Origin of the sequence: Cupriavidus metallidurans CH34 (assembly GCF_000196015.1) — a bacterium.
Taxonomy (GTDB): Bacteria; Pseudomonadota; Gammaproteobacteria; order Burkholderiales; family Burkholderiaceae; genus Cupriavidus; species Cupriavidus metallidurans.
In genome coordinates this window covers 186,330-208,519 of sequence record NC_007973.1, presented here as the reverse complement: position 1 = coordinate 208,519, position 22,190 = coordinate 186,330, and the positions used below count along the sequence as shown (strand labels likewise).

Here is a 22,190-nt window from a genome sequence, read left to right as displayed (position 1 = left end):
TGAATGCAATTCGAATGAATGAATGCACGCAGTCTAATCGCGGAATCCATCGCTATAATTTCGCCAAATTACTTACATTCGTGCCTTTAATTCACGAATGCATCACGAATAATCGGCCGCCATGGATGCCTTCTCCGATCTCGCGTTCTTCGTGTTGCTCGTCAAGCGCGGCAGTCTTGCCGGCGCGGCGCAGCAGCTTGGCGTCACGCCATCGGCGACCAGCAAGCGGCTGGCGGCGCTTGAGGCACGCCTGGGGGTGCGGCTGCTGAATCGCACCACGCGGCGACTGTCGGTCACGCCGGAGGGCGAGGCATATCTGGCCCAGGGTGGAAGAATCCTGGCCGAGCTCGACGAGCTGGAGCAGGGCTTGCGTGGCAGCCGCGTGGCGCCGCGCGGCCTGCTGCGCGTCAACGGCACGCTCGGGTTCGGACGCCGCCACCTGGCACCCGCCATCGGTGATTTTCTCGTGGCCTGTCCCGATATCGAAGTGCAGCTTCAGTTGACTGACCGCGCGCTGAATCTGGCCGAGGAAGGCTACGACGTCGGCATCCTGGTGGGTGACCTGCCCGACGCCCGCCTCAACGCCCGACGGCTCGCGCTCAATAGCCGGCTCCTGTGCGCATCCCCCGCCTACCTCGCCCGCCACGGCGAACCCGCCTCGCCACGCGCGCTGACGCAGCATCGCTGCATCGTAATCCGCGAGAGCGAGGCCGCTTACGGTACCTGGCACCTCCAGCACCAGCAATCCGCCGCACGGCAGGAGACGGTCAAGGTACGCGGCATGGCGGCGACCAACGATGGCGAGGTGGCCGTCAACTGGGCGCTGCAGGGCCACGGCATCGTGCTGAGGTCCGAATGGGAGGTCGCGCCGCTGCTGCGCTCGGGACGGCTGCGGCAAGTGTTGCCGGAGTGGTCCGCGCAGGCCGCCGACATCCATGCGGTGTATCTGTCTCGTGACAAGCTCTCGGCACGCGTACGTGCTTTCGTCGACTTCCTCGCCGAGCGCTTCGGTCACTACGACCCCGCCGCGCCATATCACGGGTGGTAGCTCCCCGTTGGTAGCCGACTGCAGCCGGGCAGCCATGTCGACGGCAGGGATGAAGGCCCTGTCGACCGCCCATGCTGCTACCCTTCGCGCATACTTCAAACCCGATCCAACCCATCCGGACTGCACCGCCATGCACACGCAAAACCTCTCCGCGTGGACCCACTCCCACGTGTTCGACGCAGGCAACCAGGCGGCCGAACGCGGCACGCGGCTAGTCATGTGGATCACGCTGGCGATGATGATCGTCGAAATCGCCGCGGGTCTCGTCTTCAACTCGATGGCACTGCTAGCCGATGGCTGGCACATGAGCTCGCACGCACTGGCCATCGGTCTGTCCGCGTTCGCCTATGCGGCGGCCCGCCGGCTGTCGCAGGATGGCCGATTCTCTTTCGGAACCTGGAAGATCGAAGTTCTCGCCGCATTCGCCAGCGCCATCTTCCTGCTTGGCGTCGCTGGCCTGATGGTGTTTGGCTCGGTCGAGCGGCTGTTCACCCCCCAGCCGATTCACTATCAGGAGGCGATGGCGATCACCGCGATCGGCCTGATCGTCAACCTGGCCTGTGCGTTGATCCTCGGCGGCGCGCACCACGGCCATGATCACGGGCACGGGCACGACCACGGCCATCAGGCGCACGGGCATGATCACCACGATCATGGTCATGGTCATGGTCATGGTCACGGCGGTCACGACGATCATGGCCACCGCCATCACGACATCAACCTGCGTTCGGCCTATCTGCACGTGGTGGCCGATGCCGCCACCTCGGTATTGGCGATCGTTGCATTGGCGGGTGGCTGGTGGCTGGGATGGAGCTGGCTCGATCCGGTGATGGGTCTGGTCGGCGCGGTGTTGGTAGGCCGCTGGGCCATCGGCCTGATGCGCCAGAGCGGGACGGTGCTGCTCGATCGCGAGATGGATCACCCGGTGGTCGAAGAAGTACGCGAAGTGCTGGCGCAGTTCTCGCACGGCGAGGACGGCACGCGCGTGGCCGACCTGCACGTCTGGCGCGTGGGCCGTGAAAAATTCGCGTGCATCGCCAGCCTGGTCACCCACGACGCCAGCCTGACGCCGCAGCGCGTGCGGCACGCGCTATCGATACACGATGAACTCGTGCACGTGAGCGTCGAAATCAATCAATGCGACGATGGCCGAGACGGCCACGATGGCCACGCGGCGCATCGCGGCCACCGTCACTAGGCGGCAAACCCGCTCAGGTCACTCAGGGCAGCAGCAGGATCGCGCCGGTAGTCGCCCGGCCTTCGGCAGCCTCGTGCGCGCGCGCCACGTCCGCCAGCGGAAAGCGCGCGCCAATCTGGACCTTCACGTGACCGGCGGCGATGGCATCGAACAGGTCCTTCGCATTGGCGCGGAAACGTGTTGCATCAGCGTTGTGCGGGAACACCGAGGGTCGCGTCAGGTACAGGCAGCCCTTCTTGTTGAGCAACTCGGGCTCGATGGCAGGCGCCGGGCCGGACGCGCCGCCGTAGAGCACCACCATGCCGAAGGTCTGCGCGCAATCGAGCGAGCCGAGGAAGGTGTCCTTGCCCACGGCGTCATAGACTACGTTCACGCCGCGCCCATCGGTGGCGTCACGCACCTGCTTGACCCAATCGCCATGGCTGTAGTCGATCGCGACGTCGCATCCCACGGCGCGGGCAATTTCGCATTTTGCCGCCGACCCGGCCGTGCCGATCACGCGGGCGCCCAGCGCCTTCGCCCAGCCACTCAGGATCTGCCCGACGCCCCCTGCCGCCGCGTGCACGAGTACCGTGTCGCCCGGCTTCACCGCGTAGGTATGGCGGACCAGGTACTGCGCGGTCATGCCCTTGAAGATCACGGCCGCGGCCTGCTCGTCGCTGATCGCATCCGGCAGCTTCACAAGCTTGTCCACGGGGATATTGCGCCCTTCGGCGTAGGCGCCGAGTCCGGCGTTCATGTAGGCCACGCGATCGCCGACCGCGACATCGGTCACACCATCGCCAATCGCCTCGACCACGCCGGCGGCCTCATGGCCCAGACCCGTGCCGACCGGCAGTGGATAGGTGCCGCGCCGCTGGTAGACGTCGATGAAATTGAAACCGATTGCGGTATGCCGCACGCGCGCCTCGCCCGCCGCTGGTGGCGGCAATTCGACGGACTCGAGCCGCATCACTTGCGGCAAACCAAATTCGTGAAGGCGGACGGCGCGGACGGTGGTTGGCATGGGGGCTCCTCGATGCTCGTACGAATTGCGGAGACCCGATTATTGACGCTTTTGCGGAATCCTGCCGACGCCCAAGTCACTCAGGCCAGTTCGCAGCACATGCAAAGCGCGCTGGTATTGCGCATCCGCTGGAACTCCTTGCTTTCGAGAATTTCCGGCGGCAGCTTCGATGCGTGAATCAGCGTGAAGCCATAACGCGCGAAGTAGCTCGGACAAGTCGACGTCAGCAGCACGGCGCGGCGGCTGCCGTTGGCACGGGCGCGCATCATCACGGCGTTGACGAGATGGCTCGCAATCCCCTGGTCGCGCCATTCGCGCAGTACTGCCACCGATCGCACGATGGCGGAGTCGCCGAACAGTTCGGCACACGCGCAACCGACAATCTGCGATTCGAGTACAGCCACATGGAACTCGCCGACGAGTCGCGCCAGGTCGTCCACGGGAAGGCCACACCGCTCGAGTACCGCTCCGATTGCGGCGGCATCCGCCGGCTGCGCCGCGCGGATTCGCAAGTCCCTAATCATCTGGAGCCTCTGTATGTCTCATCACGTTGGACGGATACGCCATGGAAGCCCTGCATGGTCAGATAATGTCGCCGGCGGCTGTACCAGAGCCGGACTTGTCGTACGACGAACGTGCGCCCTTGGGGAGCTGCGAGATGCTGACATTTGGTGCACACCCGGTTCGACAGTATCGCAATCGGGGCGGACTTACCAGAGGGAGATGGCCCAATGCGACGCGCGCCACGCCTGACCGCGCATGACGCTGCAAATCACCTTCCATGCAGCATGAAGCGCGCCAGCTTTTATTCACGAGCCCAAAGACACCGCGATGACGAAAATGCGTCCGGAAAATGAAAAGGGATTTCGGGGGGGGATTGGGGAATTGGAGGCGGGGATACGGAATCGAACCGTCGTAAACGGCTTTGCAGGCCGTCGCATAACCACTCTGCCACCCCGCCGTGGGATGCCGGTCCGCGTGTGGGACCGCTCCGAGGTGCGGGGCGCAGTGTATCCGATGTTGGAAAAACCTGCAGGCGATGGGCTTATTCGACGCCGCCCATCGCGCTTTGCTGGTAGTTCTGCAGGCCGATCTTGCCGATCAGCTCGAGTTGCGTCTGCAGCCAGTCGATATGATCCTCGGTATCGGAGAGGATCTCGCTCAGGATCTCGCGCGAGACATAGTCGCCCACCGACTCACAGTACTTGATCGCATCCTTGCTGGTGACCTGAGACGCGAGTTCGAGCTTGAGGTCGCAGCCAAGCATCTCTTCGGTATTCTCGCCCAGCAGCAGCTTGTCCAGGTCCTGCAGATTAGGCAGACCGTCGAGCATCAGGATGCGTTCGATCAGCTTGTCCGCATGTTTCATCTCCTCGATCGACTCTTCGTATTCGTGCTTGCCGAGTTCCTTGAGCCCCCAGTGACGATACATGCGCGCGTGCAGGAAATACTGATTGATGGCGGTCAGCTCGTGCTTGAGCTGGCCATTCAGTAACTGGATAACCTTTTTGTCTGCCTTCATGACAAATCCCTCCGGAAGACTTTCGGCGTGATTTTCATGGTAATTCCCGACAGCGGAAGATCAAGCTCCGGCGTGGCTTTGCCCGAAAATATCATTGGTGCCGGCGATTATGCGACTGATTTTGATTTCGATTTCGACGCATAAAAGAAAAGGCGCTTCGTCATACGAAGCGCCTTCGGTGTCAGCCATCGGCTGCGGCCACAACCCAGTCGATCAATCGAGCAGGTGCCCCATGCGCGACCGCTTGGTGGCCAGATACTTCTCGTTCTCGGCATTCGCCGGCACCACATGGCGGACCTGCTCGGTCACCTTGATGCCTGCATCCTCGAGCGCCTTGATCTTGATCGGGTTGTTGCTCATCAGACGGACCGAACTCACCCCCCACTGACGCAGGAAATCGGCCGCGAACGCATAGGTGCGCGAATCGATCGCCTGGCCTAGCGCCAGATTGGCATCAACCGTATCCAGTCCGCCATCCTGCAACGCGTACGCGCGGATCTTGTTCGACAGGCCGATGCCGCGCCCCTCGTGACCACGCAGGTACAGCAGGATGCCGCGGCCCTCTTCGGCGATCCGCTGCATCGCGAGGTCAAGTTGCTCGCCGCAGTCGCAGCGGCAGGAACCGAAGACGTCACCGGTCAGGCATTCCGAATGCAGGCGCACGAGCAGGTTTTCGCCCGAGATTTCGCCCATCGACAGCGCAAGATGTTCAGTACCGGTATCAACGCCCTGGAAGGCGTGTGCGGTAAATTCTCCATAGCGGGTCGGCAGCCGGGCAGAGCCGATCAGCTCACTTTCTAGATCTTTCATAGGGTATGCAAAATGCTTGATGCGCCGTGGGGCCCGAGCGGCATGATACCGGGCCGGGGCAGGCGCGCCGGGCGGCGCCGGGCAGGCGGCGCGGACGTGGCACGCCGGCAAGGATACCGCGAAACGCAATTTCCTACCCTGCGCGGGGTTACCGGGCGGTAGATGGAACGCATCCTTCACGGCCGGCGCCGCGGTATGGGCATGTCCTCAGGCATTAAGAGGCGCTATCAAAATGAAGCGAAGCGGTTCTGGCTAGGCGCACGGCCGCGGACAGTACAAGTAGTACGGCAAGGCCGCGCAACGACGCCAGATCATTTTGATGATGCCTCTTGGACCTGCGGCCTTGGAGTGACCTGCCGGCCATCACATGCGGCACTTCCCGCGCGCGCATCGACGCACCTCTTGCTGCCTACCAGCAGGTGGCGGACGTGGCCCCGTTGGACGTCCCGGTGTTGGACTGCACGCCCAGATTGTTGATGACATACGAGCCGCAGTCATCCCCGGCCTGCGCGCCGACCGGCGCGGCCGTGGCCGTGTACGTCGTACCCGAGTTGGCTGTGGCAACGGTGAGCTGATAGAACGTTTGTCCGCTCGATTGAATCTGCACCGGATACGCGGCGCCCGCGTAGCCCAGATCGCCCGGGGCGCCACCGTACAGGTTTTGCGTACTAAAGACCTTCTCCTGCCTTGCCGCAGCATCGAGCAACGCCGTCTTGGCATCGGTTCGACGTGACTTGCGCACATGCTGCATGTACGAAGGGAATGCGATAGCCGCCAGGATCGCGACGATTATCGCGACGATCATGAGTTCGACAAGCGAAAAGCCCGCGGAATGTTTTGGTCGACGGTTCATGATTAGCGCAACTTGATCCAGTTGATGCGTGATCCCGTGGCATTGGCACCGGGGTTGATCTGGGTAACGACGCCCGTGCCCCCAACCGTCTGCTGCACGATGTACGGTCTCTTCTGCGCTGTCACGATCGACGGGGAGCCCGTACCGCTCAGGCCAATGCCGCTGACGATTCCGCCATTAAGCAGCGGGAATGTGTTGCTGTTGGCAGTACTGAAGAAGGATTGGGATGCCGCGCCGCCAGTGGCCATGGAAACCCCCATCGTGAATCCAGTAGGCACCTCCGTATTGCAGGAGAGCGCCTGCGCAGCCGCCGAACTCGGTGGGATCGTCGTATTGACGATGAACATTCCGTATGCGATCACGGGGTTGTAGATCACCTGTTCGCCAGGATTCGTGGACAGCGGCAATTGCCAGCCATACTTGGTGTTGCCACTGGAGCAAACGGTACTGCCCTGCCAGCAGACGGCGGTGGCGCTGACCGTGCGCAACATCGCGGTATTCGAACTGGCGCGGCCTTCGTTGGTGATCGACTGCGCCGTAAGGTTGGCGATTGCCAGCGGCTGCGGCGCGGTTGCCAACGCCGCATACTTCGCGCTGGCCGGGGCCACGCCGTTCCATGCCGTCATGTTCCAGTCCCACACACCGAAAAGTGACTGGGTGGCGCTCTCGAACACAGCTTCGCTGCTCTGCGTCTGTTCCAGGCGACGACCGGTGCCGAAGCTGACCATGACACGCGGTATCGCATTGGCCCCGGTGCCGCTGCCGGGCACGGCAGCCACGGCAACCTTGCTGGTAATGGGGAGCCCGGTGGCCAGCAGCGGCTTGGCCGACGCACTCCAGTTGGCAGGCGTGTTCGAAGTCAGGTCAAAACGCCAGACATTGCCGAACATATCGCCGGCATAGACGTAGTCGGTAATGTGGTCGCCATCGAGATCCGCGGGTGTCACATAGGCAATGCCATTCTTGGAATTCTTGCCGGCCGGATCCTTGGCCGGACCGTATCCCGTATCCAGGTACAGGAACGACTTTGAGCCGTCCGCCGGGTTGACCAGCATCACATACAGTCCCGCCGAGCCGGATGCGCTGTTCAGGCCGTTGCCGAACAGCACCGCCCAGTTGCCGTTGTGCAGGCGGCGAATCACCGGTGTGCCGTAGGTGTTTCCAAGGTTCGTGCCACAGCCGGTATTACCGGTGCATTTCAGCGTGTTGTCCCACTCGCCGATTACCAGGCTGCTTGCCGTTGCGGCGTCATCGGCAAACCCGGCAGGGTTCGTGACATCGAGCGCGTAGATGGCACCACCCGTACCCGTCGTCGTCTTGTCGCCGATCGGCCCGGTTGCGTTCGCGCCGGGACCGAGGCCTCCAACCAGCCACGTATGCCAGGCATTCTGATAGTAGAGATCGCCCGTGCCTGGCGTCGCATCCACGAAGTAGTTGTGCACATACTGCGCCGAGGCGAGGTCCAGCGCACTGGTCGAGGAATGGATCGTCTTCAGCACGGCGCCCGGCATGTAAGCGATCGCCTCGCTCCCGTCATTCGGCTTGCTGGCATCGCTGCCGACGAAGTTTCCGCCCGCGTCGTAGTAGCCGGAACGGAAGCCGTGCAGCAGACCATCGTTGGCCCCGACGTAGACGATATTCTGGCGCAGCGCGTTGTTCTGCTTGAACGTGTCATAGCTGCCTTTTGGCTCTGCAGCGGTGGCGGTCTTGTACAGGGCGTCCGTCCAGGGCCCGCTGTAGGGCGAGGAAGGCGCCCCCACCCAGGTCGGACTTGAATCCATGATGTCGCCCAGCACGCCCGTGCGTGCGCGATACAAACCCGTTCCTGATGTCGTGATCTCGTTGGTACGGTCGCCGCGCAGATAGTTCAGGCGCTTGTTGGTCGCACTGGCGTCGCCCGCGGTCATGAGTGTCTGCACGGCAGCTGGCGGCGTATAGGTGCTATCCCAGCGGAAGGGGATGCCAGTCGAGCCACTCCAGGTGAGGATCTTTCGCGCGGTCGGAGATTGCGCGGTGTTGGTGCCGCCAGTGGACGGGCAGCTTCCACCGGTCAGCACGCAACTTGCATTCCAGTTGGCGGTGGTGCTCATCGAGACCGTGTCGCTCGAAGCGTCGTAGAGCAGGTTCTGCGCGCTCAGCTCTCCCCACCAGTTGGTCGGATGGTAGTAGGCCAGGTACACCTGCGATCCAGCTTCCACGCGCGCGGACTGCTGCACGTTGGTGCCTGCCGAACTGCTTGACTGACCAACAGGCTCCGCCTTGAAACAGGTAATCTCATGAACGTTGCTACCGCTACCGGTGCCAGCGGCAAACCCGAAACGGAACTGGGTCGGCACCGGTCCGTTCGACTTCGTGATGTCCTGGTTCGTGATGATTGGCGTGGCCGCACCGCCGTTATAGCTGTACGACATGCTCAGCAGTCCGTTTTGCGTGAGCTTGAGCGAGTAGACGATCGGGATGGCCTTGCCACGGGTTGGCGTGGCTGTGGCCTGCTGGTTCGCGATCGCGTTCGGCAGATCGCTCGATGCAATGAAGTTGTAGTTGTAGGCCAGTGGCTTGCTTGTTACCGAGCCATTGTCCTTGCCACTCGACCAGTCTTGTACATATCCTGCAGCGCACGTGTTCTGCACCGCAGTAGGAATCTTCGATGTGGGGACCTTCTTGTAGTACGAGTTGTAGGTCGCCAGCAGATTTGCCCAGTTCGTATTCCCCGAGCCACGAATACTGATCCGGTTCGCCTTGAAACCCGGTCCAGTGCTGGTGTTGTCATTCTTGGAGCCACCGGAACTCCCATTGGAGAAGTTGCCATACTCGTCGATGCCGATCCCGATGTAACCGGCAACCACCCCGTCATAGACAGCGTTCACGTTGGAGCAGCTATATCCCAGGCTGCCACCCAGCGCCCCGACGCTCGCGGCCTGATTGCCGTCGGCAAGGAAGAAGCTGATGCCGTCGGCACCGGTATTGCCGAATGCATTGCCGCCATAGGTCACGGTGGAGAACGTAACCTGCAAGCCCTCCTGCATCGGGAAGGTGAAGTTCGATACGACAGCGCCGTTCTGGCTGTTCCCGTTCGAACCCTTACCCGTGTCACCATTGGTCAACCGAAGCGCGCCGGAGCCAGCCGTATCTGGAAGCGTTCCTGTCACGCCGCCCACGAGCTTCGAACTCTTGCTCGAGTAGTACGTAAAGCTTGATGCCGTGCATCCAGGGATCGTCCCCGAGCCATCGCCAGCGGTCAGGCAGGCACCATTGATTGCGGTCCATGGATAGCTGGACGATGCCCCATTCAGATTGTCCTGAATCACAACCGCGCGAGCCTGCGCAGCAAGCAGCGCCGCCACGGCCGAGGCCACCAATGCGAGACGTGGAGGATTTCTCATCATTCTTTCCCGAGATCTTTGGTACTCGCGCCAACCTGATAGGTGCTTTGCACCACGGCAGCCGTGGCCGCGCTGCCGCCGTAACCGGCGCCAGTCACGCTGTACAGCATTGACAACCCGTCCTGTGAAAGGCCGAGGTAGTTGATGTAGAGGCTCGGCGGGGCCGCATAGTTGATGTCGCCGCTCGCTGCCTTCCCGCCAAGATTGCCATTGAGCGCCACGGCCATAGATGGCGGGCTGTAGTCGGCACGCGCCGGCGTCCAGGGCAAGGCCGTTGGGTTAGTCAGCGCGTTGCTGCATACCTGCATGCTTGACCAATCATTGGCCGTGACACTGACAATGCTTTTGCATAGGGCTCCGCTTGAACCGTTGCCCTGGCCAAGCCACCATTCGCCATATCGCAATGCGCTTTGCGCTGCCTCGAACGCACGTTGCTTCTCGCGCGTATTGCCGGCGATCTTTTCCTGCATGCCGAAGCTCTTCATCATCGAGACCGCCAGTAACGAGAGCACCAGCAGGAACAGCAGCCCGACGATCAGGACATAACCCTGACTGGTACCCCGTCCGGGCGGGCGATGGCGCGTGGGATGTTTCATGACCGGTTCATCAAGCTGATCGTCTGGGTCCAGCTCAGTGTTGCCGGCTGGCTCGGTTGCGTGGCATACGGATTGACGAAGGTCACCGTCACCCTCGCGGTACGGACCTGGGGCCAGTACCCAGCTGCGGTCACCGCGGCGGCGGACAGATACTGATCGACGTTGCCACCGTTTGCGGTGTCTGTTCCATAAAGGACGCTGAATCCCGTCACGCCGCTGACCAGCGGCACCGCCGCGCCACCATTGATGGCACACGTCAGTTCGTTGTTCACATTGACTGCAAAACTGTTGACGTACACCACATTGGCACCGGACGTATTGGACTGACCCTGACAGTTGAGAATGCCATCGCCATTGGCCGTCATGAAACGGGCAGTCAGCGTATCGCTTGCGCCGTTCGCACCCGACGTACCGACCACGGCCTGCCCCGCGGCAAAGTCGCCATAGGCATTGCCCGTCGATAGCGGCAACGCGCCGGTCACCACATTGTTCACGGGGTCTGGAAAATAGCCCGCGGACTGAATGGTGGTGGAGAACATGGTCAGCGCCAGGCGCTCATTGTCCTGAAGCTGGGCCAGTTGATCCTGATCCCTGAAGGTGCCACGAAAATTGAGAAACAGCGTGCTCAGGGCCAACAGCATGAATAGCCCGATGATCATCGCCACCATGATTTCCACCAGCGATACCCCCGCCTGGCGTGATCTGGTTCTTCTAAGGTGTCGCATTGATTGACCCATCACGGTTGCACGTAGAGCGTCAGGCTTTGCGCCGTCTGACCGGCAAGGGTTGCCGTGGTCTGGTTGTATGCCAGATTGGATTCATTCCAGTTTGCGGACACCGTGCAGGTGACGGGCTTGTTGATCAGCACGACGCAATTGACGGCAGCCGAATAGGTCGGGAAATGGGCGTTCATCTCCGCGGCCCAGCCCTGGACGTCATAGGCGGCCAGTTGCGTCGGCGTGCACGTCGTTGCCTTGCAATCCGGTGCGGTAGTGCTGAGCTTGCCAGTGGTGTCCGTAACAGTCGCGCCTGTCATGCTGAACGTCGCTGGCACCAGACCGGCCGCCCAGAATCCCTTGTTGCCGTGCATGGCACCAGCGAGACTTTCCAGTTGCAGCGCAATCAGCGACTGTCCTCGTGCGACTTGCGTATTGGCAATCGCGGCGGCCTGCATCTTGGCAATGCCGAACAATCCGATCACCGTGATCACCAGGGCAATCAGAACTTCAAGCAAGGAGAAGCCCGCGGCGTGCCGGTTTCCTGTCGTCTTCAGTTGCATGCGCCCACCCCCGATTGCTGCACGGTCTGCCGGCCAACCATGTTGAGCGCGATGCAGCGCGTGGCCTGAGCCGAAACTGGACGGGTCTGTGCCGCGAGTGTCACGGCGCCTCCCGGCAGATTGACCCCGAAACCATCGCGGTTGTAGGTCACGAATGTCGCGGTCGGTGTGGCCACGAACGTATCGGTACCGGCCCAGGGTGCCCGATACTGCAGAAGATCCGCCGCGTTCGCGGGCGTGTCGACAACACCATCGGCATTGCGATCCACGAACACGAGCCAGCCGACATTCCAGGTATTGGCGCCCAGGCAACTGGAACCATTGCTGGACGGACAAATGCTGACCGACTGGCCGCGCTTGATGGCTTCACTGCGCGCTAACTGCAGTGAGTTCACCATCGAGTTCACCTCGCTCTGGACGCGATTGGACTGGATGAAGGAGAGGAACGACGGCGTGCTGATGGCCGCCACGATGGCAACGATAGCAACCGTCACCGCCATCTCGATCAGCGTCAGACCAGCCGATCCCGATACGGTACGGAGAGAAGGCTTCCGGTTGGCACGTGAAGCGCGCACGCCATCGACATCCGCATCCTCGATGCGGACTGCCAACGCGCGCCCTCCACGCCCGGTCAGCCGAGCGTGAGGAAGGCGAGCCATGTCAGCGCAACCACCGGCTGACGAGCAAAGCTTCCTGCGAGATTCCTGAATTGACCCTGTGCATCTGACCCCCGATAGGCACTGTTGGCACGCGAGCCGCCCTCTGTGGAGCGATTTCGCGGCACACCCGAAAAGGATTCTTCTTGATTGTTTATGGCTTGCCGAATTCCGTCGAAACGTGTTTCGGCAGCACTAGCACTTTTACTGGCGAGGCGACGAAATAGTGGAATACCCGCCACCCTATGTCAATCACCGCGTGGCGAGAACACCAATTCTATGTCGGCGTTTAGCAACCACTATGTGGCCCTGACAACCATTCCGGCCATCGAATATGGCACAAATGATGCGTTTGCGGCACAAAATCGGCATTTGCGCAGCAGACCGTCACAGTTCCGTCGCCACGGCGGACGTGTCCAAACCAACGTCACGACCGAGGCGAGGATAAAGAGGAGAGGAAACAGCAGGACGGCCGCGCTTACTCCACCGTCACCGACTTGGCCAGGTTGCGCGGCTTGTCGACGTCGGTACCGCGTGCGCAGGCGGTGTGATACGCCAGCAGTTGCAGCGGCACCACATGCAGGATCGGGGACAGCGCACCATAGTGCTCCGGCAACCGGATCACCTGGATGCCATCCGACGACTGGATATGCGTATCCGAGTCGGCGAACACATAGAGACGGCCACCGCGGGCGCGCACTTCCTGGATGTTCGACTTCAGCTTCTCCAGCAGCGCGTCGTTCGGCGCTACGGTCACCACCGGCATCGCCTCGGTCACGAGCGCCAGCGGGCCGTGCTTGAGTTCGCCGGCCGGATAGGCTTCAGCGTGGATGTACGAGATTTCCTTGAGCTTGAGCGCGCCTTCCAGGGCGATCGGGTAATGCAGGCCGCGCCCCAGGAACAGCGCGTTCTCGCGGCGCGCGAAGTCTTCCGACCACGCGATGATCTGCGGCTCCAGCGCCAGCACGCCATGCAGCGCGGCCGGCAGGTGGCGGAGGTTGGTCAGGGCTTCGGCTTCCTGCGCATCGGTCAGGTAGCCGCGCACCTTGGCCAGCGCCAGCGTCAGCATGTACAGCGCGGCCAGTTGTGTCGTGAAGGCCTTGGTCGACGCCACGCCGATCTCGGTACCGGCGCGTGTCAGGAAGCTCAGCTCGGTCTCACGCACCATGGCGCTCGTCGCCACGTTGCAGACGGCCAGCGTGTGCGTGTGGCCCAGTGAGCGGGCATGACGCAGCGCGGCCATCGTGTCGGCCGTCTCGCCCGACTGCGAAATCACCACCACCAGCGCGCGCGGGTTCGGCACGGTGTCGCGATAGCGGTATTCGCTGGCCACTTCCACCTGGGTCGGGATCTTCGCGATCGATTCGAGCCAGTACTTGGCCGTGCAGCCCGAGTAGTAGCTCGTGCCGCAGGCCAGGATCAGCACACTGTCGATTTCCGAGAACACCTGCGCGGCGTTCTCACCGAACAGCTCGGGCGTGATCGCGGAGATGCCTTCCAGCGTGTCGCCCAGCGCGCGCGGCTGCTCGAAGATTTCCTTCTGCATGAAGTGCCGGTACGGGCCCAGTTCCACCGCGGCGGCGTGGGCTTCCACCACGCGCGCTTCGCGCTCGACCTCGTGATCGTGCACGTCGCGAATCCGCGCGCCACCGCGCGAGATCTCGACCACGTCGCCCTCTTCCAGATAGATGATGCGGTTGGCGGTGCCGGCCACGGCCAGCGCGTCAGAGGCCAGGAACGATTCGTCCTCGCCCAGTGCCACCACCAGCGGCGAGCCGGCGCGCGCGCCGACCACCACGTCCGGCTGGTCCTTGGCCACCACGGCGATCGCGTAGGCGCCATGCAGGCGCTTGGTGACCGCGCGCACCGCGCCGAACAGGTCGCCTCGCGTGGCGCTGCTCGGGTACGTGTAAGCCTGGTGGATCAGGTGCGCCACCACTTCAGTATCAGTCTGCGATTCGAAACCGTACCCGACCGCGCGCAGTTCGTCGCGCAGCGGCTCGTAGTTCTCGATGATGCCGTTGTGAACGAGCGCGATGGTCTCGTCCGAGAAGTGCGGGTGGGCGTTGACGGTGTCCGGCTTGCCGTGCGTCGCCCAGCGCGTGTGCGCGATGCCGATGTGGCCGGCCAGGCCAGACGATTGCGTCTGCGCGTCCAGTTCGGCCACGCGCGATACGGTACGGGCGCGCTCGAGAATACCGTCACGCACCACGGCCACGCCGCAGGAATCGTAGCCACGGTACTCAAGGCGGCGCAGGCCTTCGATCAGGACAGGAACGATATTGCGGTGAGAGACCGCCCCAACGATGCCACACATGTTTTGAACCCCTCTTATTTCTTCGGTTGCTTGACCGGACGCTGCCACGCATCCAGGGTCATCTGCTTGGCGCGCGACAACGTCAGCTTGTCAGCCGGCGCTTCCTTGGTCAGCGTGGTCCCCGCGCCAATCGTGGCGCCGCGGCGCACCGTCACCGGCGCCACCAGCTGGGTGTCGGAGCCGATGAACACATCGTCCTCGAGCACCGTGCGGTGCTTGTTCACGCCATCGTAATTGCAGGTAATGGTACCCGCGCCAATATTGACGCGCTGCCCCACCGTCGCGTCGCCCACGTAGGCCAGGTGATTGGCCTTGCTGTGGTCGGCGATCTGGCTGTTCTTGATCTCGACGAAATTGCCGATATGCACGTCCTGGCCGAGTTCCGTGCCCGGGCGCAACCGCGCGTACGGTCCGATGCGTCCGTCAGGCCCGACCTTGGCGTCCTCGAAGTGGCAGAACGGCTGGATACGCGCGCCGGCGCCGATCGTCGTGTTGCGAACGACGCAGTGCGCGCCAACGGACACGCCGTCTTCCAGGTGCACGCGGCCCTCGAACACGCAGCCCACGTCGATGGTGACGTCGCGCCCGCAGGTTAGCTCGCCGCGCACGTCGATGCGTGCCGGGTCGAGCAGCGTGACGCCCGCCTCCAGCAACCGCTGGGCAATGTTGCGCTGGTGAATACGTTCGATCTCGGCAAGCTGGACCTTGCTGTTGACGCCGAGCGTCTCCCACAGCGCGGCCGGCTGGGCCGACACGACCTCCACGCCATCATTGACGGCGCGCTCGATCGTATCGGTCAGGTAGTACTCGCCCTGCGAGTTGTCGTTGCGCAGCGTGGCCAGCCACTGGCGCAGATGCGCCGTCGGGCAGACGATAATGCCGGTGTTGATCTCGCGAATCGCGCGGACGTCCTCGCTGGCGTCCTTCTGCTCGACGATGCGCACGATATTGCCGGCGGCGTCACGAACGATCCGTCCATATCCGGTAGGATCGGGCATCTCGACAGTCAGCACGCCCAGACGCTCGGCGCCCGCGGCCTGCACGAGGCCCTTCAGGGTGTCGACCGAGGTCAGCGGCACGTCGCCGTACAGCACCAGCGTGGGCTGGCTGTCGTCGAGCAGCGGCAGGGCCTGCATCACGGCGTGGCCGGTGCCCAGTTGCTGAGCCTGCTCGGCAAAGGCAACATCGTCCGCGCCAACGGCTTTGCGCACCAGTTCGGCACCATGACCCACCACCACCACGAGCCGCGACGGCGACAGCGTGCGCGCGGTATCGAGGACGTGGGATAGCATTGGCTGGCCGGCCACCGGGTGCAGCACCTTGGGCAGAGCGGAGTTCATCCGCTTGCCCATGCCCGCGGCAAGAATGACGATATTCACAAGGAGGTCCCTAAGTGAGTGTGTCTGAGAATAAGCTGGAGAATCCGTGCCTGGGAGCGCCGCGTCCGGCCGTGCACCGAACTGGCTGGCCGCGCCCAAACCCTTGCCACGCTTGGGCTGGCGGGCGATCCGCCACCCCTGGAAACATGCGCGCAGATTCTAGCATGCCCCCCCGGACCGATCTGGCCCGATCACGTCGAGTTACCGTTGTTCACAATTGGTCACGTCGCGTGTTTGTGGTGATCACAACACTCACGTTCGTCGCGATACTTGGCGGTTGCAATGCCATGAAACTGGGCTACGAGCAGGGAGACCGGCTCGCCTATTGGTGGGTGGACCGCTACGTGGATGTCTCGGATGCCCAGGAGGTGCCAACGCGCGACGCCATCGCCCGATTCTTCGCGTGGCACCGGCGCTCGCAGCTTCCGGAAGTTGCCAAGGTCCTTGCGAGAGTCAAGGGCGAGGTGGCCGGACCCGTCGATATCGCGATGATCCGGCAGGCCCAGCAGGACAGCCAGCGACTGGGACGTCAGGCGTACGAGAACACGATTCCTGACCTTGCAGATTTGATGCTCACGCTATCGCCCGACCAGATCAAACGGATGGAGACGAAGTTCGCCGAGAGCAATACGAAATATCGCAAGCAGTTCCTCGGCTCCGATGCCGACGCGCGCACCGATGCCCGCTTCGACAAGATCATGGACTATACCAAGCTGGTCTATGGCAGCTTCTCGCGCGACCAGGAGAAGGCCATCCGCGACGCGATGGGGCCCTATATGCTGAACGCCGACGCCCGATACAGCGAGCGCGTGCGCCGCCAGCAGGAATGGGTGGCGCTGGCGCGCGAGATCTCGACGACGCGCCCGCCCAAGGCCCAGGCCGAGGAGATGCTGCGCCACTATGCCGACGACTGGCAGCGCCCGGCTACGGGCCAGCAGCGGAGTACCGATGCGGGGATCAACCTGACGGTGACGATCGCCAACCTGACAACGCCGGAACAGAAGGCCCACGCGGTCAAGCGCTTCCAGGGATGGATCGAGGATGTGCAGGCGTTGATGCGCGAGCCCGGGCGCTCGACGCGGGCGTCACAGTAGCCAACCTTTGGGGGAGGCGGGGGGAGGCGTCAGGCCGACGGTTCCGAAGCTCGCTCCGGCGCCTCCTGGACCTTCTGGATTTTGTCGAAACGCACGAACTCCATCCGGTTCGCCTCGACATTGCCCGTGAAGGTCAGCGCCTGCTGCGTGAACGTGGTCTCGCCGAACAGCGATGCCTCGTCGATCTTGGCCAACCCGGTAGCCAGCCCCGTGAACGGGAACAGGTCCGTATCGGCCAGGTGCGACGGCACCACGTTGCGTAGTGCCGCGAAGATGTTGTCGATCCGGCCCGGGTTCTCGCGCTCCCACGCCTGCAGCATTTCGCTCACCTTCTTGCGCTGCAGGTTTTCCTGCGAGCCGCACAGGTTGCACGGGATAATCGGGAACGCCATGGCACGCGCATACGACGCGATGTCCTTCTCCGCGCAGTACGCCAGCGGCCTGATCACGATGTGCTGGCCGTCGTCGGTGGCCAGCTTCGGCGGCATCGCCTTCATCTTGCCGCCGAAGAACATGTTCAGGAAGAACGTGTTGACGATGTCGTCGCGGTGATGGCCCAGCGCGATCTTGTTGGCGCCCAGCTCCTTGGCCGTGCGATAGATCACGCCGCGGCGCAGGCGCGAGCACAATGAGCAGGTCGTCTTGCCCTCGGGCACCTTCTCCTTGACGATCGAGTAGGTGTCCGCCTCGACGATCACATACTCCACGCCGAGTGACTTCAGGTATGCCGGCAGCACATGCTCGGGAAAGCCGGGCTGCTTCTGGTCCAGGTTCATCGCGATCAGCTTGAACTGGATCGGCGCCCGTTTCTGAAGCGCCGTCAGCACCGACAGCATCGTGTAGGAGTCCTTGCCGCCACTCATGCAGACCAGCACTGTGTCGCCGTCTTCGATCATGCCGAAGTCGCCGATGGCCTTGCCGGTCAGCGACTGCAGACGGGTTTCGAGACGATAGAAGTTAGCGGAGTGACTCATATGACATACCTGGATCAGTACGGGCGCTGAACAATGGCCCGGTTTCAACGGGCCAACATTCTACTGGAGCCCACCGCCCGGCGCTGCGCGGTCCCGCTCGGGCAGAGCGGCCAGATCAGGCGGGCTTGACGTGGAACACTTCCACGCCGACGGCATCGCAATCCGGGTAGACGTCCGGTTTTTCGGTCGACACGCGCACGGCGCGCACCTTCGGATGCTGCAGCATGGCACGCGCCACGTCGTCGCACAGCGTTTCCTGCAGGTGGATATGGCCACGCGCCATGCGCTCGGCCACGGTGTTGCGCATGAAGTCGTAGTCGACCACTTCCTCGAGCTTGTCGGCCTGCGGCGTGGTCTCGGCCAGCGACACGAACAGGTCGATATTGACGAGCACGCGCTGTTCGCCCTTCTTCTCGAATTCGTGCACGCCAATGTTGATCTGCACTTCATAGTTGCGCAGGAACATGCGACGGCAGTTTTGCAGGCTGGGATGGGAAAGGGCGGCAAAGGTCATGGCTGGCAAATCAGAAACAGCTTATTCAGTAAGGAACATCACGTCGCGGGCCAGCGGCATCAGGTGCTGGCCTCCGTCGACGTACAACGTGGTGCCGGTAACGGCGCGCGCCACGGCCAGGTAGGCCACGGCCTGCGCGATGTCTTCCGGCGTGGACGACTTGCCCAGCGGCGTCATCCCATGGGCGCGGACAAAGCCCGGGTCGGACTGGTCGCCGGACACCAGCGTGATGCCGGGCGCGACGCCCACCACCCGCAGACGCGGCGCCAGTGCCTGCGCAAGCTGCACCGTGGCAGTCTGCAGCGCGGCCTTCGACAGCGTGTACGACAGGAAATCTGGATTCAGGTTGTTCAGCTTCTGGTCGAGCAGATTGATCACAACGCCGAGCTGCCCGGTCTCGTTGCCGTCGGCGCCAAGCGCCTTGTGCATCTCACGCGCCAGCAGCAGCGGGGCCGCCACGTTGGTGCGCATGTGCGTGTCGAGCGACCCATAGGAGAAGCTCGTCGCCACGTCGTACTGGAACAGCGACGCGTTGTTGACCAGGCAGGCCGGCACGCCAAGGGCGTCGATGCAGGCGGGAATCAAACGGGCCGTGGCGGCTTCATCCGACAGGTCGGCCTGCAGCACGGCGGCGCGGCGACCGAGGCCGCGGATCTGGGTGGCCAGCGCGTCCGCTTCGTCGCGCGAGCGGTTGCAGTGAACGGCAACGTCCCAGCCTTGTGCGGCAAGTTCGAGAGCGATGGCACGACCCAGGCGGCGTGCGGCGCCGGTGACCAGCGCTACGCCGCGAGATTTGTCGCTCGAAGCCTGTGAAGTGCCCATAGTCTGAGAATCTGGCATTGCTACAATTCGCGGTATGCAGAAAGTCGCTAGTCTACCCCTTCCCTCCGCAGATGCGCTGGACGCCTCCGCGGCCCTTTCCATCTGTATTGCCGGCGCCATCGACGCAGCGGGCGGCTGGATCGGCTTCGACCGATTCATGTCGCTGGCACTCTACGCCCCCCGGCTGGGCTACTACAGTGGCGGTGCGGCCAAGTTCGGCCGCGACGTCAACGACGGCAGCGACTTCATCACCGCCCCCGAACTGACACCATTCTTTGCTCGCACGCTGGCACGCCAGTTCGCGCCGCTGGTCAGAATGAACCTGCCGCGGGTCATGGAATTCGGCGCGGGCACCGGCCGGCTCGCCGCCGACCTGCTGCTCGCGCTCGAAACCGAGGATGCGCTGCCAGACACCTACCAGATCGTTGAACTGTCCGGTGAACTGCGCGCGCGCCAGCAGGCCACGCTGGACCAGCGGGCCCCGCATCTGGCCGGGCGCGTCACCTGGCTGGACGCCCTGCCGGACCGCTTCGAGGGTGTGGTGGTCGGCAACGAAGTGCTCGATGCAATGCCGGTGCGCCTCTACGCGCGTACTGGCGGCCGCTGGCACGAGCGTGGCGTGGTCTGCGCGAAGGATGGAAAGGCGGGCGCCGAGGCCTTCGCCTTCGAAGACCGGCCATTGGAGGACGGCGCGATCCCTGCGGTACTGCTCGGGATTCCGGGCGACCACGACATCGTCACCGAGACCCATACCGAAGCGGAAGGATTCACCCGCGCCGTGGGCGCGCTGCTGGCGCGCGGCGCAGCGTTCTTTATCGACTATGGCTTCCCGGCGTCCGAGTACTACCATCCGCACCGTACCGGCGGCACGCTGATGTGCCATTACCGTCATCACGCCCACCCCGATCCGTTCCTCTACCCCGGACTGCAGGACATCACCGCGCACGTGAATTTCAGCGGGATCGCCCAGGCGGGCGTGGAGGCAGGCCTGCAAGTGTCCGGCTACGCCTCGCAGGCGCGCTTCCTGATGAATGCCGGCATCACGGAACTTATGATGTCGCTCGACCCGAGCGATGCCCGCGCGTTCCTGCCGCAGGCCAATGCGGTGCAGAAACTGTTGTCGGAAGCTGAGATGGGTGAGCTGTTCAAGGTCATCGCCCTCACCCGCGGCATCGACGACGCCATGCCGCTCGACGGCTTCGCGCGCGGCGACCGCAGCTTCGCACTCTAAGTCTACTAAGGGAGCCCGGGTCGCCATGTTGCGCTGGACGTTCACCATCTTTCTATGCGTGATCGTGCTGTCAGCCTCGCTGCCGTGGCTGCAGAAGATCGGGCTGGGACGCCTGCCGGGCGATGTCCGGTTCCGGTTGTTCGGCCGCGAGTACGTGCTGCCATTCGCGTCGACGATCCTGTTGTCGCTCGCGGCGCTGGTGATCGGGAAGCTGCTGTAGGGGGCCGGCCCCCTATGTCTGGCCCCCTATGTCTGGCCCCCTATTCCTCCGCCATTCCCAGCCGCTGCGCCACCGCCGCCACCCTGGCCTTGTGCACCCGGTCCTTGATCTGATCGACCTTGTCCCCGCAAGCCTTGGCAATCGCGCCGGCGTCCACGGATGCCGCCGCGTCACGCGCAGCTAGCAGGCGATCCGCCTGCGGGTAGTCCTTATCCGCAAAACCCAGGCGTCCACGCGCATCGGCCTCGCAGGCCAGCAGCGCCTCAGCGAACCGCTCCGGCTTGCGCAGCGCGTCGCAACGCTCGACCAGCCGCGTCAGTGCCGCCGCGCCGAACTCCGTGCTGCGATGGATATTGCCGTGCTCGCGCGCCACCACCAGGGCCAGCTCACGGCAATCGTTCGGCACGCGCAGGCGCTGGCAGATGGCTTCGAGCAATTTGACGCCACGTTGCTCGTGGCCGATGTGCCGGGGCAGCATGTCCTCGGGCGTGGTGCCCTTGCCGAGGTCGTGCGCCATCGCGGCGAAGCGCACCGGCAGCGATGCGCCGACGCTGGCCGCGTAGTCGATCACCATCATCACGTGCACGCCGGTATCGACTTCGGGATGATATTCCGGGCGCTGGGGCACGCCCCATAGGCGATCGAGTTCCGGCAGCAGGTGGGCCAGCGCGCCGCATTCGCGCAGCACGTCGAACATGCGTGACGGCTTTGCCTCCATCAACCCGCGAGACAGTTCCTGCCAGACGCGCTCGGGCACCAGCGCATCCACCTCGCCCGCGTCGACGATCTTGCGCATCAGCGCGACGGTCTCCGGCGCCACCGTGAATTCGTGAAAGCGCGCCGCGAAACGCGCCACGCGCAGGATACGCACCGGATCCTCGGCGAAGGCGTCGGACACGTGGCGGAATTTGCGCGCGGCCAGGTCCTTCTGGCCGCCATAGGGGTCGATCACCGGGCCGACGAGGTTGTCATGCTCGTCCACCGCCTGGGCCATCGCGTTGATGGTCAGGTCGCGCCGGACGAGGTCCTCTTCCAGGGTCACGTCGGCGCCGGTATAGAAGGCAAAGCCCTTGTAGCCGACCGCGGTCTTGCGTTCGGTCCGCGCCAGCGCGTACTCGGCCTTGGTGTGCGGATGGAGGAAAACGGGGAAATCCTTGCCCACCGGCTTGAAGCCGGCGGCCTCCATGTCCGCGGGCGTGGCGCCCACCACCACGTAGTCACGGTCCTGGCTCGGCTTTCCGAGCAACTGGTCGCGGACGGCGCCGCCCACTGCGTACACCTGCATGAA

22 protein-coding genes and 1 tRNA gene are annotated in these 22,190 nt (G+C 63.5%); 5 read left to right on the top strand and 18 right to left on the bottom strand.

Features of this window, described 5'->3' with window-relative positions; all coding sequences use genetic code 11:
* Positions 1-121: 121 nt before the first annotated feature.
* Together RMET_RS01015 and dmeF are read left to right on the top strand one after the other, a co-directional pair.
* The gene (locus tag RMET_RS01015; protein ID WP_011515105.1) at positions 122-1,048 is read left to right on the top strand and encodes a LysR family transcriptional regulator; all 927 of its coding nucleotides are present in this window, start codon (positions 122-124) and stop codon (positions 1,046-1,048) included.
* A gap of 130 nt (positions 1,049-1,178) precedes the next feature.
* On the top strand, positions 1,179-2,246 hold the full coding sequence (gene dmeF, locus RMET_RS01010) for a CDF family Co(II)/Ni(II) efflux transporter DmeF (RefSeq protein ID WP_035821846.1): 1,068 nt from the start codon (positions 1,179-1,181) through the stop codon (positions 2,244-2,246).
* A gap of 22 nt (positions 2,247-2,268) precedes the next feature.
* Here the strand turns inward: dmeF and RMET_RS01005 are convergent, their stop codons facing one another.
* The 14 genes from RMET_RS01005 to glmU all read right to left on the bottom strand — a co-directional run bounded on the left by RMET_RS01005 (position 2,269) and on the right by glmU (position 16,047).
* Positions 2,269-3,252 carry a quinone oxidoreductase family protein gene (locus tag RMET_RS01005; RefSeq protein ID WP_011515103.1) on the bottom strand — a complete coding sequence of 328 codons (984 nt, stop codon included), beginning with the start codon at positions 3,250-3,252 and terminating at the stop codon, positions 2,269-2,271.
* An 80-nt stretch (positions 3,253-3,332) separates the two neighbouring features.
* A complete protein-coding gene (locus RMET_RS01000) occupies positions 3,333-3,776 on the bottom strand; it encodes a GNAT family N-acetyltransferase (RefSeq protein WP_008641821.1) in 444 nt (147 codons plus the stop codon).
* A gap of 362 nt (positions 3,777-4,138) precedes the next feature.
* Positions 4,139-4,213 (bottom strand) — tRNA-Cys (locus RMET_RS00995).
* A gap of 84 nt (positions 4,214-4,297) precedes the next feature.
* The gene (bfr, locus tag RMET_RS00990) at positions 4,298-4,774 is read right to left on the bottom strand and encodes a bacterioferritin (protein WP_011515102.1); all 477 of its coding nucleotides are present in this window, start codon (positions 4,772-4,774) and stop codon (positions 4,298-4,300) included.
* 60 nt (positions 4,775-4,834) lie between these two features.
* Positions 4,835-4,963 carry a hypothetical protein gene (locus RMET_RS34350; RefSeq protein WP_267880297.1) on the bottom strand — a complete coding sequence of 43 codons (129 nt, stop codon included), beginning with the start codon at positions 4,961-4,963 and terminating at the stop codon, positions 4,835-4,837.
* 24 nt (positions 4,964-4,987) lie between these two features.
* On the bottom strand, positions 4,988-5,584 hold the full coding sequence (gene ribA, locus RMET_RS00985) for a GTP cyclohydrolase II (protein WP_011515101.1): 597 nt from the start codon (positions 5,582-5,584) through the stop codon (positions 4,988-4,990).
* 409 nt (positions 5,585-5,993) lie between these two features.
* Positions 5,994-6,437, bottom strand: a complete 444-nt coding sequence (locus RMET_RS00980; RefSeq protein WP_011515099.1) for a type IV pilin protein — start codon at positions 6,435-6,437, stop codon at positions 5,994-5,996.
* A gap of 2 nt (positions 6,438-6,439) precedes the next feature.
* Complete coding sequence (locus tag RMET_RS00975) at positions 6,440-9,820, bottom strand: pilus assembly protein (RefSeq protein ID WP_029306778.1); 3,381 nt, start codon at positions 9,818-9,820, stop codon at positions 6,440-6,442.
* Positions 9,820-10,416 carry a pilus assembly PilX family protein gene (locus RMET_RS00970; protein WP_011515097.1) on the bottom strand — a complete coding sequence of 199 codons (597 nt, stop codon included), beginning with the start codon at positions 10,414-10,416 and terminating at the stop codon, positions 9,820-9,822. Before RMET_RS00970 ends, RMET_RS00975 begins: the two co-directional genes overlap by 1 nt.
* Entirely contained in the window at positions 10,413-11,141 is a 729-nt protein-coding gene (locus RMET_RS00965) for a PilW family protein (protein ID WP_011515096.1), read from the bottom strand. Before RMET_RS00965 ends, RMET_RS00970 begins: the two co-directional genes overlap by 4 nt.
* Positions 11,142-11,152: 11 nt before the next feature.
* Positions 11,153-11,695, bottom strand: a complete 543-nt coding sequence (locus tag RMET_RS00960) for a type IV pilus modification PilV family protein (RefSeq protein WP_011515095.1) — start codon at positions 11,693-11,695, stop codon at positions 11,153-11,155.
* Complete coding sequence (locus RMET_RS00955) at positions 11,686-12,306, bottom strand: GspH/FimT family pseudopilin (RefSeq protein ID WP_227874054.1); 621 nt, start codon at positions 12,304-12,306, stop codon at positions 11,686-11,688. The genes RMET_RS00960 and RMET_RS00955 overlap by 10 nt, the downstream gene beginning before the upstream one ends.
* A gap of 523 nt (positions 12,307-12,829) precedes the next feature.
* Positions 12,830-14,668: a glutamine--fructose-6-phosphate transaminase (isomerizing) gene (glmS, locus tag RMET_RS00950; protein ID WP_011515093.1), complete on the bottom strand. Its 1,839-nt coding sequence runs from the start codon at positions 14,666-14,668 to the stop codon at positions 12,830-12,832.
* A 14-nt stretch (positions 14,669-14,682) separates the two neighbouring features.
* Positions 14,683-16,047 carry a bifunctional UDP-N-acetylglucosamine diphosphorylase/glucosamine-1-phosphate N-acetyltransferase GlmU gene (gene glmU, locus RMET_RS00945; RefSeq protein WP_008641833.1) on the bottom strand — a complete coding sequence of 455 codons (1,365 nt, stop codon included), beginning with the start codon at positions 16,045-16,047 and terminating at the stop codon, positions 14,683-14,685.
* 239 nt (positions 16,048-16,286) lie between these two features.
* On the opposite strand from glmU, the gene RMET_RS00940 reads away from it, so the two are divergent.
* Positions 16,287-17,141 (top strand): DUF6279 family lipoprotein, encoded by an 855-nt coding sequence (locus tag RMET_RS00940; protein WP_227874053.1) that lies wholly within the window; start codon positions 16,287-16,289, stop codon positions 17,139-17,141.
* A 29-nt stretch (positions 17,142-17,170) separates the two neighbouring features.
* Here RMET_RS00940 and ttcA read toward each other — a convergent pair whose 3' ends face one another.
* The 3 genes from ttcA to RMET_RS00925 all read right to left on the bottom strand — a co-directional run bounded on the left by ttcA (position 17,171) and on the right by RMET_RS00925 (position 19,451).
* Positions 17,171-18,115 carry a tRNA 2-thiocytidine(32) synthetase TtcA gene (gene ttcA / locus RMET_RS00935; RefSeq protein ID WP_011515091.1) on the bottom strand — a complete coding sequence of 315 codons (945 nt, stop codon included), beginning with the start codon at positions 18,113-18,115 and terminating at the stop codon, positions 17,171-17,173.
* 115 nt (positions 18,116-18,230) lie between these two features.
* Positions 18,231-18,629: a dihydroneopterin aldolase gene (locus RMET_RS00930; protein ID WP_008641837.1), complete on the bottom strand. Its 399-nt coding sequence runs from the start codon at positions 18,627-18,629 to the stop codon at positions 18,231-18,233.
* A gap of 21 nt (positions 18,630-18,650) precedes the next feature.
* A complete protein-coding gene (locus RMET_RS00925) occupies positions 18,651-19,451 on the bottom strand; it encodes an SDR family oxidoreductase (RefSeq protein WP_011515090.1) in 801 nt (266 codons plus the stop codon).
* A gap of 34 nt (positions 19,452-19,485) precedes the next feature.
* On the opposite strand from RMET_RS00925, the gene RMET_RS00920 reads away from it, so the two are divergent.
* Positions 19,486-20,682 (top strand): class I SAM-dependent methyltransferase, encoded by a 1,197-nt coding sequence (locus RMET_RS00920; protein ID WP_011515089.1) that lies wholly within the window; start codon positions 19,486-19,488, stop codon positions 20,680-20,682.
* Positions 20,683-20,707: 25 nt separating this feature from the next.
* Positions 20,708-20,902, top strand: coding sequence for a DUF2905 domain-containing protein (locus tag RMET_RS00915; RefSeq protein WP_008641842.1), 195 nt, complete (start codon positions 20,708-20,710; stop codon positions 20,900-20,902).
* Between the two features lie 40 nt (positions 20,903-20,942).
* Here RMET_RS00915 and RMET_RS00910 read toward each other — a convergent pair whose 3' ends face one another.
* The gene (locus RMET_RS00910) at positions 20,943-22,187 is read right to left on the bottom strand and encodes a multifunctional CCA addition/repair protein (RefSeq protein WP_011515088.1); all 1,245 of its coding nucleotides are present in this window, start codon (positions 22,185-22,187) and stop codon (positions 20,943-20,945) included.
* Positions 22,188-22,190 lie beyond the last annotated feature (3 nt).